The organism is Pseudooceanicola sp. NS-SX8, from assembly GCF_057380755.1.
Genome location: NZ_CM170819.1, coordinates 909,972 through 924,669, shown reverse-complemented (window position 1 = coordinate 924,669; position 14,698 = coordinate 909,972). Strand labels below are relative to the sequence as shown.

Sequence of the window (14,698 nt, the reverse complement as noted above, 5' to 3'; positions counted from 1 at the left end):
ACTGCCCCCCGAAGACCGGATTTCCCATGCACCGCAACATCATCGCCATCCTTCGCGGCATCACCCCCGACGATGCCCTCCCCGTGGGCGAAGCCCTGATCGCCGCCGGGATCACCCGGATCGAGGTGCCGCTGAATTCCCCCTCGCCCCTGGCCTCCATCGCGGCCATGGCACGGGCCTTCGGCGACCGCGCCGAAATCGGCGCCGGCACGGTCCTGACCCCCGAAGATGTCGCCGCCGTGGCAGAGGCCGGCGGCACGCTCATCGTCTCCCCCGACGCCAACCCCCAGGTCATCGAGGCGACGCGCGCGCGCGGCCTTGCCTCCTGGCCGGGCGTCATGACGCCGACCGAATGCTTCGCCGCCCTGCGCGCAGGCGCCACGGGGCTGAAACTCTTCCCCGGATCGCTCATCGGGCCCGCCGGGCTGAAGGCCATGCGCGCCGTCATCCCCGCCTCCGTGCCCGTCTACGCCGTGGGCGGCGCCGATCCCTCGAACTTCGCCGACTGGGCCGCCGCGGGCGCCTCGGGCTTCGGCATCGGCACGGCGATCTATCGCCCCGGCGACAGCGCCGAAACCGTGGCGGAAAAGGCCGCCGCCATCACCGCCGAACACGACAGGGTCTTCCCGTGACCTGCAGCATCCAGGACAGCCGCCCCTGCGAACTGGGCGAAGGCCCCCTCTGGCATCCCCAGCGGGAACAGCTCTTCTGGTTCGACATCCTCCACCGCCGCCTGCTGTCGCAGTTCGGGGACACGCCGCTCACCTGGCAGTTCGACGAAATGCACTCCGCCGCCGGCTGGATCGACCGCGAAACCCTGCTGCTGGCCTCCGAAACCGGGCTCTGGCGGTTCGACATCGCCACCGGCACCCGCGACCGCCTGGCAGAGGTGGAGGCCGACAACGCCGCGACCCGCTCCAACGACGGCCGCGCCGATCCCCGGGGCGGTTTCTGGATCGGCACCATGGGCAAGGGCGCGGAACCCGGCGCCGGGGCGATCTACCGCTACCACCGGGGCCAGGTGACCCGCCTCTTCGATGCGATCACCATCCCCAACGCCATCTGCTTTGCCCCCGACGGGCGCAGCGCCTACTTCGCCGACACCCCGACGCAGAAGATCCACCGGGTCGCCCTCGATGCCGAAGGCTGGCCCGAAGGCGACCCCCAGCTCTTCCTCGACCTCGCGCCCCAGGGGCTCTTCCCGGATGGCGCCGTGGTCGATGCCGAAGGCGGGCTGTGGAACGCGCAATGGGGCGCGGGCCGGGTGGCGCGCTACCACCCCGACGGAAGCTTCGACCGGGCCATCGCGGTGGACGGAAGGCACAGCTCCTGCCCGGCCTTCGGCGGCCCGGGGCTGACCACGCTCTTCGTCACCACCGCGCAGGAGGCGATCCCCGATCCCGACGCGGCCCAGGGTCTGCTCTACCGCGCCCCCGCCGGGGTGGCGGGCCAGCCCGAACACCGGGTCATCGCCTGACATGATCGACCTCTTCGATCACCTGCCCGACGGGCGTGCCGTCTCCCGCGTCACCATCACCTCCGGCGCGCTCACCGCGACACTGCTGAGCCATGGCGCCCGGCTGCAGGACCTGCGGCTGGCGGGCCATGGGGCGCCATTGGTGCTGGGCTCGCCCCGGCTGGCCGATTACCTCGGCCCGATGGACAGCTTCGGCGCCACCGTCGGGCGCTACGCCAACCGCATCGCGGAAGCGCGCTTTTCACTCGACGGCCAGACGTACCAGCTCGACCGGAACGAGGCCGGGCAGACCTGCCTGCACGGCGGCTCCGACGGAATGCACCGCCAGCTCTGGCAGGTCGAAGACCACGGCCCCGCCCATGTCACCTTCGCCCTGCTGCTGCCCGATGGCCACATGGGCTTCCCCGGCGCGCTGGCCGCCACGGTGACCTACCGCTGCGAAGACACGACCCTTTCTGTGACGATGGAGGCCGTGCCCACCGCGCCCTGCCCGCTCTCCATGGCCAACCACGCCTATTTCACCCTGACCAACACGGGCGACATCGCCGCACAGGACCTGCATCTCGCCGCCACCCACTACCTGCCCACCGACGCGCGCAAGATCCCCACGGGGGAGATCGCCCCCGTCGCCGGCACCCGCTTCGACTTCACCACGCCAACCCCCATAGGCCCCGCGCCGCTCGATCACTGCTTCTGCCTCGACGGTCCGGGCCCCGCCGCGCGCCTCTCCGCTCCCGACCTTTCGCTTGAAGTGGAAACCGATGCGCCGGGGCTGCAGGTCTACAACGCCGGGCACCTGCCCACCCCGGGCCTGCCGGGGCTGGACGGCCGCAGCTACACCGCCCGGTCGGGGCTGGCGCTGGAAACCCAGGAATGGCCCGACGCGCCCAACCGGCCCGCCTTCCCCGATCCGGTCATCCGCCCCGGAGAGGTCTACCGCAACACCACGCGATATCGCTTCGTGCAGGGCTAGGGGGGCGCTGCCCCCGCCGCGCGTGCCACGCGCCTCTTGCGATCGTCGGGGGACGGGCATGGCACCCCGCCCGCTCTTTCACTGGGCCAAAAGTACTCCCGCCGGAGGCACCCGGCCGCAGGCCGATACGAAAAGGGGGCGCCGAAGCGCCCCCTTGCCAATGCCTGTCGTGACGATCAGCCGAACATGGAGTTCGGGATGATCAGCGCGATATCCGGGAAGAGGATGATCAGCACGATGCAAAGGATCATCGCCAGCAGGAAGGGCGTCACGCCCTTGAACACCGTCGACAGCGGCACGTTGTCGGCCACGTTTCGCACCACGAAGACGTTCAGGCCCACCGGCGGGGTGATCATCCCCATCTCGATCACGATCACCGCGATCACGCCGAACCAGATCGGGTCGAAGCCCAGCGCCATGATCACCGGGTAGTAGATCGGCACCGTGATCACCAGCATCGCCAGCCCGTCCAGGAACATGCCCAGCACCACGTAGCTCAGCAGGATGATCAGCAGCGTGCCGTACTTGCCGATGCCCAGCGCCACCAGCGCATGTTCCAGCGCCTCGGGGATGTCGGTCAGCGCCAGGAAGGGGTTCAGGACATTGGCCCCCACCACGATCATGTAGAGCATGGCCGAGGTGCGCACGGTGTCCATCACCGCCCGCCAGAAGCCCTTCACGTTGATCGCCCGCGTCGCGAAGGCCAGCACCACGGTCAGTGCCGCACCCACGCCCGACGCCTCCACCGGGGTGAAGACACCCAGGTAGATGCCGCCGATGGACACCAGGATCACCGCCAGCAGCGGCATCGCCTTCAGCAGTGCGCAGAACCGCGCCCGCAGGGCCACCGGATCGCCCTTGGGGCCCGCCGCCGGGTCCCGCAGGGTGACGATCCAGATCGCCCCGATGAACAGCAGCATCATCAGCGCGCCCGGCAGGATCCCCGCCATGAACAGCCGCCCGATGCTTTCCTCCGTCAGGATCGCGTAGATCACGAACCCGGTGGAGGGCGGGATCAGGAAGCCCAGCGTGCCCCCCGCCGCGATCGACCCGGTGGAAATGCCATCGCCGTAGCCCAGCCGCTTCATCTCCGGCAGGGCCACCTTGCCGATGGTCACGGCCGTGGCCACCGAAGAGCCCGACACGGCGGAAAACGCCGCGCAGCCCATGACGGAGGCCGTGGCCAGCCCGCCGCGGAACCGCCCGACCCAGGCATAGGCCGCATCATAAAGCCGGCGGGAGAAGCCGGCCTCGGAGCTGATGTTGCCCAGCAGGATGAACATCGGCACGACGACCAGCGAATAGTTCGCCACCGCGCCATAGGTTTCCGTCAGCATCAGCGCGCCTGCCCGGCGCAGCCCGTCGACGATCCAGGTCCCGAAGAAGCCCACCGCCAGCATGGCAAAGGCCACCGGCATGCGGAAGATCATCAGCCCGAACAGGGCCACGAAGCCCAGGATACCGATTGTCAGGTCGCTCATGCGTCAGCCTCCCCGGGCATTTCCCCTTCCGGGCGCCCGGTGATCAGGATGCCCACCAGCTGCAGCGCCAGCACCACGATGCACAGCGCCATGCCCGCGCCGATCAGCCCGTAGAAGGGCCACAGCGGCAGTTCCAGCATGTTGGTCACATCCTCGAATTCCTTCGCGTCCAGCGCCTTCCAGTAGGCCTTGTCGACCAGGTGGTAGAGCGCGACGATCGAAATCCCCCGGGTCACGATATCGCCCAGGAACCGGCCCCAGCGGGTGATGAACGGATCGAAGATATCGGCCCGCACATGGACATTGCCCGCGGTGGCATAGGGCAGCGCCAGCATCGCCAGCGCCACGGCGTTCAGCTGCACGATCTCGTTCAGGCCCAGGATCGGGCTGGCGAAGAAGTAGCGCGCACAGACGCCGGCCGTCAGCACGACGACCATGCACAGCAGCAGGATCGCGGCCATCACGGCCAGGACCCAGCTTGCCCTGTCGGTCGCGACCGACAGGGCAGATTTCACTTTCGCGGTGCTCAAGGGGCTCACTCGCCCTTCAGCGCGTCATAGACCGCCTGGGCGTCGTCACCCGATGCCTTGATCACCTCGGGGATGATGCTGGCCGAAGCCTCGTTGAAGGCGGCTGCGGCCTCCGGCGTGGGGGTGATCACCTCGTGGCCGTCCATCTCGGCAAAGGCCTCGATGCCTGCGGCGGCAACGTCCAGCTGGGTCTTCTGGCCCAGGTCGGATGCGGCGCGGCCCGCTTCAAGCACGGCGGCCTGGTCTTCGTCGGACAGCGACCGGAAGGCGTCGCGGTTCATCACGATGAAGAAGGGGGAGTTGGTGCTGTCGATGCCCACGGTCAGGTACTTGGACACTTCGCCCAGCTTGAAGGCGTTGACGCCCGTGCCGTCGATCATCGCCGCGTCGATCACGCCGGTCTGCATGGAGTTGTAGATCTCCGACACCGGCATCGACACCGGGGTCGCGCCCCAGGCTTCGACCATCAGGCCGGTGTTGCGCGACGGCACGCGGACCTTCAGGCCCTTCATGTCGTCGATCGTGCGGATCGGGGTATCGACCGAGAAGATGTAGTTCTTGGCCGAGGACCACAGCGCCACCAGCTGCACGCGGCGGTATTCGCCCTTCAGCAGGTCGATGTTGTTCCAGAAGGTCTCGGTCCCGGTCTGTTCATCCAGCACGCCCGGCAGTTCCCCCACCAGGGTCAGCGGGAAGGTCGAGGCGGTATAGCCCGCCAGCGACACCGACAGGTCCGCCACGCCGTCCAGGGCGCGGGAATACTGCTCGACCGGGCCCGGGCCCAGTTCGCCGCCGTTGAACAGGTCGACGGTGACATCGCCGCCGGTCTTCTCGGCGACCATCTCGGCGAAGGGCTCGAAGGTGCGCACGGTGTAGGGGTGGCCGGCGGGCAGGAAGTTGGCGAACTTCAGCTCCTCGGCGGCACCTGCGCCGGCACCCAGGGTCAGGGCAAGGGCGGCGGCGGTGAACTTGGTGATGATGGACATGGTAATCCTCCCGAATGTGACGGCGCGCCGGGAAGGGCCTGGCCACCGTCGTGGTTGATGTCCGACGCGCGGGGATGCGCGCCCGGCCCGGCCTCCCGGACCTCGTGCCAGCAGCCGCAGCCACGGCTCCGCCGCCCGGCCTCTCGGCCTGGCACGGAACGCGTCACTTCGACCTGCAGGTCTCTCCTCCGGCTTGCACGCAGAAGATGTGCTCCGATCACACCTTTTGCACCGGCATCGTCCGACGCGCCCACCTGGGCAGGGCGCCGATCCTGTTGCTTGCATTTATGGACTATACAAAGGTTATCCTGATGGACAATTTGCGCGAACTGAACATTGCGTTCAGATTTCTGAACGCAATTTGCCGCGAAGGAGAGCGCCGTGAAGTGGAATATCGATGACGTACCGGTCTTTGCAGCGGTGGTGGACCACGGCGGCATCACGGCGGCGGCCCGTGCCCTCGACATGCCGAAAAGTACGGTGTCAGCGTCACTTAACCGGCTCGAAACCTCTCTCGGCCTGCGCCTCCTGGATCGCAATTCCCGCTCCGTCAGGGTCACCGGAGAGGGGGAGACCTTCTATCGCCAGGCCATGCTGATCCTCGAACAGGTGCGCGAAACCGATGCCGCCATGGCCGGACTGACGTCACGTCCCTCCGGCAAGCTCACGATCGCGTTACCCCCCGCCTTCTGCCAGGAGATCCTGGCGCCGAATCTCGCCGCCTTCCGCCGCGATTACCCGGAGGTTGAGCTGGAGCTGGTGATCACCGGCCGTGGCGTCGACCTGGTACGCGAACAGCTGGATGCGGCCATCGTCGTCGGCCGGCAGGACGATTCCGAACTGATCTCCAAGACCCTCGTCTCCGGCCCCCTGCTCTGGGTCACCTCCCCCGCCTACCTCGAAGAGCAGGGCCTCAAGGGGCGGATCGACCCGGTGGCGGGCCATATCCAGCTGATCGAGAAGCGCTACGGCCTGCGCCGCCACCCAGTCCAGATCGACGGCCATGCCTCCTGGCTGGACCTCGCCACCGGGGTGATCCAAGTCAACGACCCCCTGGTGGTGCGCCGCGCCCTGCTCAACGGCGCCGGGATCTCTCCGCTGCCGCAGTTCTACTGCCAGGAGTACCTCGACAGCGGCGCGCTGGTCCCGGTCTGCGATCACGTCACCTTCGACCCCGGCATTTCCCGCCTCGCGGTGGTCTACCCCTCCCGTCGGCTGATGTCCCCCAAGGTCCGCGCCTTCCTGGAATTCCTCAACACCACCTGTCGCATCTGATCCTGCGGCCGGGTGCCTCCGGCCCGAAATACTCCGGGGGGAGGCGCCGCAGGCGACGGGGGGCAGAGCCCCCTCCCCGCCCACTCCCTCCCCATGATAGCGCCAACCCCGAGGTGCGACGCTCAGCAAACTTGCCATCCCCCGGTACAGTCTCTAGGGATTTGCCTGATGGCCTCCAACGGGGGCCCCGTCCTGCCCGGGCCCGCCGGCCCGGACCGACCGTCAACCCGACGCCGCGCCACATGGCCGGACCTTCCGAAGAACGCGAAAGGGAGAAGAAACATGGCTGACCAACAGACGCCGGATATTGTGTATACCAAGGTAGACGAAGCGCCGGAGCTCGCCTCCGCCTCTCTCCTGCCGATCATCCAGGCCTTCGCCGCCCCCGCCGGCGTCACCATCGGCACCAAGGACATTTCCCTGGCCGGCCGCATCATCTCCACCTTCCCCGAATACCTCACGGCAGAGCAGCAGATCCCCGATGACCTGGCCCTGCTGGGCGAGCTGGTGAAGACCCCCGAAGCCAACGTCATCAAGCTGCCCAACATCTCCGCCTCGGAGCCGCAGCTGGTCGCCGCCGTCAAGGAACTGCAGGCCCAGGGCTACGCCCTGCCCGACTACCCCTACGAACCCGCGACCGACGAAGAAAAGGCCGTGCGCGCCAAGTACGACACCATCAAGGGCTCCGCCGTGAACCCGGTGCTGCGCGAAGGCAACTCCGACCGCCGCGCCGCCGCGGCCGTGAAGAAATACGCGCAGAACAATCCGCACCGCATGGGCGAGTGGACCGCCGACAGCAAGACCGTCGTCTCCGCCATGTCCGGCGGCGACTTCTTCTCGAACGAGAAATCCGCCACCCTGGGTGACGCGGCAACCGCGAAGATCGTGCTGGAAACCGCCGATGGCGAAACCGTCCTGAAGGACGGCGTGAAATACCCCGCCGGCACCGTGGTCGATGCCACCTACATGTCCGCAGCCGCCCTTGACGCCTTCCTGGCCGAGCAGATCGAAGAGACCAAGAAGGCCGGCACGCTCTTCTCGCTGCACATGAAGGCCACCATGATGAAGGTCTCCGACCCGATCATCTTCGGCCATGCGGTCAAGGCCTGGCTGGCGCCGGTCTTCGAACAGTACGGCGACAAGATGAAAGAGCTGGGCGTGAACCCCAACGGCGGCCTGGGCGCCCTGCTGGAACGCGTCAAGGACGAGCCGGAAATCCTCGCCGCCATCGAAGCCGTGCGCGAAACCCGCCCGCCGATGTACATGGTCAACTCCGACAAGGGCATCACCAACCTGCACGTCCCCTCGGATGTCATCATCGACGCCTCCATGCCCGCGCTCATCCGCGCCGGCGGCAAGGGCTGGGGCCCGGACGGCAAGGAAGCGGACACCAACTGCGTGATCCCCGACAACTCCTACGCGCCGGTCTATGACGCCACCGTCGAATTCTTCAAGGCCAACGGCAAGCTGAACCCGGCCACCGCCGGCACCGTTCAGAACATCGGCCTGATGGCCCAGAAGGCCGAGGAATACGGCTCCCACCCCACCACCTTCGAGATCCCGGCGGCAGGCACCGTCAAGATGATCCTCGAAGACGGCACCGTGCTGCACTCCCACGCCGTCGAAGCCGGCGACATCTGGCGCTCCGCTTCCGCCCGCAAGGCCCCGATCGAGGACTGGGTCAACCTGGCCATCGAACGCCAGGCCGACACCGGCTACCGCGCGATCTTCTGGCTGGACGCCGCCCGCGCCCACGACGCCGAGCTGATCGCCTACGTCAAGCCGATCCTCGAAGCCAAGGGCGTCGCCGACAAGTTCGAGATCATGGCGCCCCGCGAAGCCACCATTGCCTCGCTGGAAACCATCACCAAGGGCGAGAACACCATTGCCATCACCGGCAACGTGCTGCGCGACTACCTGACCGACCTCTTCCCGATCCTCGAACTGGCGACCTCCGCCAAGATGCTCTCGATCGTGAAGCTGATGCAGGGCGGCGGCCTGTTTGAAACCGGCGCCGGTGGCTCGGCGCCCAAGCACGTCCAGCAGCTGCAGGAAGAAAACCACCTGCGCTGGGACAGCCTGGGCGAATTCTGCGCCCTGGGCGAGTCGTTCAAGTTCCTGGCCAACGCCAAGGGCAACGCCAAGGCAAAGGTCCTGGGCGAGGCCGTCGATGCGGCCACCCAGGGCATCCTGGACGACAACCGCTCGCCCTCCCGCAAGGTGGGTGAGCCGGACAACCGCGACAGCCACTACTGGTTCGCCCGCTACTGGGCCGACGCCCTGGCGGCACAGACCGACGATGCGGAGCTCGCCGGTCACTTCGCCCCCATCGCCGCCCAGCTGGCCGCGAAGGAAGCGGAGATCACCGGCGAACTGGCAGCAGCCCAGGGCGCGCCTGCGGACCTCGGCGGCTACTACCACGGCGACGCGGCCAAGACCGCAGCCGTGATGCGCCCCTCCGCCACGCTGAACGCCATCATCGGCTGAGCTGACCGTTCGCACTTGCTGAATGGTTGCAAATCCTGCCCCCGCCGGAGCGCCCCTCCGGCGGGGGTTTTCCTTTTGATGCCGGGCGAGGGGGCTCTGCCCCCGCCGCGCCTGCGGCGCGACTCCCCCGGGATATTTGTGGCCATCAAATATCAGGAAGAAACCCCCTCCCTGCTATTTGCTGGCTCGTGGGCGCCGCACGCTCGCGCCGCAGGCGCGATATCACCGCACGCCCCGTTAACCCGGCCCCTTCCGGCGTTTCCGCACCGCCGCAATACCGACGCAATACCGACGTGATACCGACGCCCCGATTTGGCCCCGAAACCCCTGTTAACCAAGGCTCGGGCCGGGTGAGTCGCTGCACCGCAATACCGACGTCTGCAACGGTCCCGTAGGGCGGGGTTAACCCCGCCTCCCAATCCCGCCTCCCAATCCCGCCTTCCCCCCTCTCAAACCCCTCCCCCACCACGCACGAAAAACCCCGCCGGCGGGCACCGGCGGGGTCGCTTCAGATCTGGCGCGATGCGCCTCAACCCGCGAGCATCGACAGCCCTTCGTGGAACAGGTGCACATGCTGCGGATCCGCCGTCATCGACACCTCCTTGCCGCGCAGGTGCTTGTGCACCCCCGGCAGTTTCGCGATGACCGCATGGTCGGTGCTGGGCGCCTCGAAGTAGATCAGCGTCACCTCGCCCAGGGCCTCGGTGATGTCCACCTTGCCGGTGAAGAGCGGGACGCCCTCCCCCTCCAGCGGCTCCATGTGCTCCGGCCGGACGCCGATATTCACAACCTTTCCAAGGTCTTCGTCACTGGTCGCCACATGGGACAGGGCCTTGCCGCCCGCATCCAGCGTGATCTCCGTCTGCGCGCCGGTGGCGGTGATCTTGCCCGCCATCAGGTTCATCGCCGGGGACCCGATGAAGGTCGCGACCATCTCGTTCTTGGGCCGCTCGTAGAGCTCCAGCGGGCTGCCGACCTGGGCGATGCCCTTGTTGGCCAGCACCACGATCCGGTCCGCAAGCGTCATCGCCTCCACCTGGTCGTGGGTGACGTAGATCATCGTGCGGTCCGGCATTTCCTCCTTCAGCTTGGCGATCTCGATCCGGGTGGCCACGCGCAGCGCGGCATCCAGGTTCGAAAGCGGTTCGTCGAAGAGGTAGATCTTCGGGTCCCGCACGATCGACCGGCCGATGGCGACCCGCTGCCGCTGCCCGCCGGACAGCGCCTTGGGCAGCCGGTCGAGGTAGTCGGTCAGCTGCAGCTTGCGCGCCGCATCCTCCACCGCCTCGGCGATCTCCTCCTTGGATTTCTTCGCCAGTTTCAACGCGAAAGCCATGTTCTCCCGCACGGTCATATGCGGGTAGAGAGCATAGCTCTGGAACACCATGGCGATCCCCCGCTGGGCGGGGGGCACGTCGTTCATCCGCTGCCCGTCAATGGCCAGCTCGCCGCCCGTGATCTTCTCCAGCCCGGCGATCATGCGCAGCAGCGTGGACTTGCCGCAGCCCGAAGGACCAACGAAAACAATCAGTTCGCCCGCCGTGATATCCAGGTTGATATCGTTCAGGACGTTGACCGTGCCCCCGTAGGTCTTGGAAACATCCTTCAGCGTCAGGTTACCCATTCTCTCACTCCCCCGTTTTCTTCAGCACAGCATAGCCCCAGCCCGCCAGCTTCAGCGCGCCGTCCGCAGGCGCAGCGGCCCCGTCCAGATCCACGGCCACGCTTTCCCAGCTGCCTGCGGGCAGGGTCATGCCCGCCTCGGCATCGCTCAGGTTGAAGACGCAGAGCATGGTCTCCCCCGCGCCTTCACGGACGAAGGACAGCACCGTGCCCTCTGCCGTCATCGGCGTTTGCGTACCGTTCCTCAGCACCGGGTGCGCCTGCCGCAGGGCGATCGCCCGGCGGTAGTGGTTCAGCACCGAACTCGGGACATTTTCCTGCAAGTCCACGGCCTTGGCGGCCTGGCTCCCGCTGACCGGCAGCCAGGGACGGCTGTCGCCGCCTTCCGCGCTGAAGCCCGCATGGGGGTTGTGCGCTTCCCAGACCATAGGTGTCCGGCACCCGTCACGGCCCTTGAACTCCGGCCAGAACAGCGTGCCATAGGGATCCTGAAGATCTTCGTAGGCCACGTCGGCCTCGTAAAGGCCCAGTTCCTCGCCCTGGTACAGGCAGACCGACCCGCGCAGGCACAGCATCAGCACGTTGAAGCAACGGATGCCCGGCCCTTCCAGCTTCCAGCGCGACGGATGGCGGATCACGTCGTGGTTGGAATAGGCCCAGCAGGCCCAGCCATCGCTGGCGACGCGGTCGAAATGCGCCATGACGTCCTTCATCCAGCTGGCGGTCGGGGTCGACCCGGCCAGCAGTTCGAAGGCGTAGCACATGTTCATCAGGTCATCACCGGCGGTGTATTCGCCCAGGATCTCCAGACCGCGCTGGTCGTCCCCCACTTCGCCCACGGCGGCCGCATCATAGGGTTTCATCACCGCCCGCAGCTTGCGCAGGAAGCCCAGGTTCTCCGGGCGGGACTTGTCGTAGATGTGGTCCTGCCAGATGTAGGGGTTCACCGAAGGCGCGGTATTGGCCACGCGCTGCTCTGCGGGCAGCGCCGGGTTGTCCCGCAACTCCTTGTCGTGGGTGTAGAAATTGATCGTGTCCAGGCGGAAGCCGTTGACGCCCCGGTTCAGCCAGAAACGGGCCACGTTCAGCAGCGTCTCCTGCACTTCCACGTTGTGGAAGTTGAGGTCCGGCTGTTCCTTCAGGAAGTTGTGCAGGTAGTACTGCTGGCGGCGGGCATCCCACTGCCAGGCCGAGCCGCCGAAGATCGACAGCCAGTTGTTCGGCGGGGTGCCATCGGGCTTGGCATCGGCCCAGACGTACCAGTCGGACTTGGGGTTTTCGCGGCTGGCGCGGCTTTCGGCGAACCAGGGATGCTGGTCCGAGGTATGCGACAGCACCAGGTCGATCAGCACCTTCAGGCCCAGTTCCCGGGCGCGGCTGGTCAGGGCGTCGAAATCGGCCAGGGTGCCGAACATCGGGTCGACGTCGCAGTAGTCGCTGACGTCATAGCCGAAATCCTTCATCGGCGAGGTGAAGAAGGGCGAGATCCAGATCGCATCGGCCCCGAGGGAGGCGATGTGGCCCAGGCGGCTGGTGATACCGGCCAGGTCGCCGATCCCGTCGCCGTTGCTGTCCTGGTAGCTGCGGGGATAGATCTGGTAGATGACCGCGCCACGCCACCATTCTTCGGACATCGCAACCGGAGAAGTTGTTTCGTTCATTGGAAAAGTCCTATTTGACGGACCCGGCCAGCAGGCCGCGGACCAGGTATTTCTGCATGAAGAAGAAGACGAGCAGAGGCACCGAGATGGAGACGAAGGCGGCCGTCGCCAGGATCTCCCAGTCGCCACCGCGCGTGCCCATCAACTCGACGATCTGGGCGGTCATCACCGTGGTCTTGCCAGAGGCGTCGATGAGGAAGACCTTGGCCACCAGCAGGTCGTTCCAGGTCCACAGGAACTGGAAGATGGCGAAGGAGGCCAGGGCCGGGAAGGACAGCGGCAGGATGATCTTGGTGAAGATCTGGAATTCCGTCGCGCCGTCGACGCGGGCGTTCTCGATGATGTCGCGCGGCAGGCCGGCGATGTAGTTGCGCAGCAGGTAGACGGCCATGGGCAGGCCGAAGCCGGTGTGCGCCAGCCAGACCCCCATGTAGCCCTTGCCGATCCCGATGTTGAGGTGAAGCTTCAGCAGCGGGATCAGGGCCAGCTGCAGCGGCACCACCAGAAGGCCCACGACCGTGGCGATCAGCAGGGCCCGGCCGGGGAAGTCCATCCAGGCCAGGGCATAGGCCGCGAAGGCCGCAATCAGGATCGGGATCACCGTGGCCGGGATCGTCACCGTCATGGTGTTGAGGAAGGCCTTCTGCATCCCGTCCGTCGTCGATCCGGAAAACAGCACGTGGCGGTAGTTTTCCAGGGTGAAGCTGGGCGGCACCGACACGGTGCCGAAGACCCGCTCGCCCCGGCTGCCTTCGAAGGGTTCGGTGTTTTCAAGCCGGTAGTCGCCGTTCTTCGCAATCGTGATGGTGCCGCCACCGCGCAGATCGGCGGTATCGCCGGGGCCATAGGCGCTCACGTCGCGCGAAGAGGTGCCCCAGGCGGACAGGGTGTTTTCCGCCGCGCCCCCATCGGTGAAGACATTGCCCTCGATCACGTAGAGGTCCCCCTCCTGCACCTGGTCGTCCGGGCCCAGGGTGCGGAAGCTTTCCACCTGCTCGCTGGCAAACAGCGACTTCCACCAGCCGCTGGTGGAAATCTGGTCCCCCGTCCGGAAGGAGGAGACCAGCAGGCCGAAGGTCGGGATGATCCACAGGATCACCATGAAGGCCACCGCCAGATGCGTGGCCCAGAGAAGCGCGGGTTTCTGTCCGGCAATATTGTTCATGACCGCCTCCTCAGTTCATCTCTTTGCGCGCGTTGCGCACGTTCCAGACCAGGATCGGCAGCACCAGGATCATGATCACCATGGCCGAGGCGGAGCCGACCCCCCAGTCCCGCGCCACGAAGAGCTTGGCATACATGTAGTTCGCCAGGACCTGCGTGCCCCACTGGCCGTTGGTCATGGCAAAGACGATGTCGAAGATCTTCAGCACGATGATGGTGATGGTCGTCCAGACCACCATGATCGTGCCCATGATCTGCGGCACCTTGATCTTGAAGAAGATCTGCATCGGGCCCGCGCCATCCACGATGGCGGCCTCGATCGTTTCCTCGGGGATGCCGCGCAGGGCGGCCGACAGGATCACCATGGCAAACCCGGTCTGGATCCAGATCAGCACGGCCATCAGGAAGAAGTTGTTCCAGAACGGCAGGGTCAGCCAGGTCTCCGGCTCCCCGCCGAAGGCGACGACGATGGCGTTCAGGATGCCGATCTGCTCCTGCCCGGCGGGGCGGGCGTCATAGACCAGCTTCCAGATCACCGCGGCGCCCACGAAACTGATCGCCATGGGCATGAAGATGATCGACTTGGCGACATTGCCCCACTTGATCCGGTCCGTCAGCTGCGCCGCCAGCAGGCCGAACACCGTGGCCAGCCCCGGCACGACCAGCAGCCACAGAAGGTTGTTGCGCATGGCCTCCCAGAACTTCGGTTCGCCCATCATCTGGCGGTAGTTGTCCAGCCCGGCCCAGACGTAGCCGCCGCCCGGCACCCGCTCCGTCAGCGACAGGCGCAGCGTCTCCACCACCGGGTAGGCCAGGTAGAGGCCAAGCGCGAAGAGCGCCGGGAACAGAAAAAGCCAGGGGCGCACAAGGTTGGCAACGTTGATGTTGCGCCCCGCCTTCGGCCCTCGTGGGGGAAACAGGATGTCCAGCAGAAGGTTGGATCCGTAGAAATATCCGACGCATACGCCGATGCCGATCACGATTGTCAGCAACCCCTGCAAAGCCGGTGCCATGGTGCCCTCGTCTGGAAGAAACTAAGTC

12 protein-coding genes are annotated in these 14,698 nt (G+C 66.6%); 5 read left to right on the top strand and 7 right to left on the bottom strand.

What is annotated here, in order from left to right:
* Positions 1–26 precede the first annotated feature (26 nt).
* From AC2IR1_RS04175 to AC2IR1_RS04165, 3 genes are read left to right on the top strand one after another with little or no spacing between them, the layout of a single operon-like run.
* The gene (locus AC2IR1_RS04175) at positions 27–632 is read left to right on the top strand and encodes a 2-dehydro-3-deoxy-6-phosphogalactonate aldolase (protein ID WP_486475023.1); all 606 of its coding nucleotides are present in this window, start codon (positions 27–29) and stop codon (positions 630–632) included.
* Positions 629–1,477 (top strand): SMP-30/gluconolactonase/LRE family protein, encoded by an 849-nt coding sequence (locus tag AC2IR1_RS04170; RefSeq protein ID WP_486475022.1) that lies wholly within the window; start codon positions 629–631, stop codon positions 1,475–1,477. Before AC2IR1_RS04175 ends, AC2IR1_RS04170 begins: the two co-directional genes overlap by 4 nt.
* Before the next feature lies 1 nt (position 1,478).
* The gene (locus AC2IR1_RS04165; RefSeq protein WP_486475021.1) at positions 1,479–2,450 is read left to right on the top strand and encodes an aldose epimerase family protein; all 972 of its coding nucleotides are present in this window, start codon (positions 1,479–1,481) and stop codon (positions 2,448–2,450) included.
* Between the two features lie 176 nt (positions 2,451–2,626).
* Here the strand turns inward: AC2IR1_RS04165 and AC2IR1_RS04160 are convergent, their stop codons facing one another.
* Genes AC2IR1_RS04160 through AC2IR1_RS04150 form a run of 3 tightly spaced genes read right to left on the bottom strand, consistent with a single transcriptional unit; the run spans position 2,627 to position 5,447 of the window.
* Entirely contained in the window at positions 2,627–3,931 is a 1,305-nt protein-coding gene (locus AC2IR1_RS04160) for a TRAP transporter large permease (RefSeq protein ID WP_486475020.1), read from the bottom strand.
* On the bottom strand, positions 3,928–4,461 hold the full coding sequence (locus tag AC2IR1_RS04155) for a TRAP transporter small permease (RefSeq protein ID WP_486475019.1): 534 nt from the start codon (positions 4,459–4,461) through the stop codon (positions 3,928–3,930). Before AC2IR1_RS04155 ends, AC2IR1_RS04160 begins: the two co-directional genes overlap by 4 nt.
* 5 nt (positions 4,462–4,466) lie before the next feature.
* Entirely contained in the window at positions 4,467–5,447 is a 981-nt protein-coding gene (locus AC2IR1_RS04150; RefSeq protein ID WP_486475018.1) for a TRAP transporter substrate-binding protein, read from the bottom strand.
* 381 nt (positions 5,448–5,828) lie between these two features.
* On the opposite strand from AC2IR1_RS04150, the gene AC2IR1_RS04145 reads away from it, so the two are divergent.
* On the top strand, positions 5,829–6,722 hold the full coding sequence (locus tag AC2IR1_RS04145) for a LysR family transcriptional regulator (RefSeq protein ID WP_486475017.1): 894 nt from the start codon (positions 5,829–5,831) through the stop codon (positions 6,720–6,722).
* A gap of 282 nt (positions 6,723–7,004) precedes the next feature.
* The gene (locus tag AC2IR1_RS04140) at positions 7,005–9,209 is read left to right on the top strand and encodes an NADP-dependent isocitrate dehydrogenase (protein ID WP_486475016.1); all 2,205 of its coding nucleotides are present in this window, start codon (positions 7,005–7,007) and stop codon (positions 9,207–9,209) included.
* 529 nt (positions 9,210–9,738) lie between these two features.
* Here AC2IR1_RS04140 and AC2IR1_RS04135 read toward each other — a convergent pair.
* From AC2IR1_RS04135 to AC2IR1_RS04120, 4 genes are read right to left on the bottom strand one after another with little or no spacing between them, the layout of a single operon-like run.
* Complete coding sequence (locus tag AC2IR1_RS04135; protein WP_486475015.1) at positions 9,739–10,833, bottom strand: ABC transporter ATP-binding protein; 1,095 nt, start codon at positions 10,831–10,833, stop codon at positions 9,739–9,741.
* Positions 10,834–10,837: 4 nt separating this feature from the next.
* A complete protein-coding gene (locus tag AC2IR1_RS04130) occupies positions 10,838–12,493 on the bottom strand; it encodes an alpha-glucosidase (RefSeq protein ID WP_486475014.1) in 1,656 nt (551 codons plus the stop codon).
* A gap of 10 nt (positions 12,494–12,503) precedes the next feature.
* Positions 12,504–13,658: a carbohydrate ABC transporter permease gene (locus AC2IR1_RS04125; protein WP_486475013.1), complete on the bottom strand. Its 1,155-nt coding sequence runs from the start codon at positions 13,656–13,658 to the stop codon at positions 12,504–12,506.
* A gap of 10 nt (positions 13,659–13,668) precedes the next feature.
* A complete protein-coding gene (locus AC2IR1_RS04120) occupies positions 13,669–14,670 on the bottom strand; it encodes a carbohydrate ABC transporter permease (RefSeq protein ID WP_486475012.1) in 1,002 nt (333 codons plus the stop codon).
* Positions 14,671–14,698 lie beyond the last annotated feature (28 nt).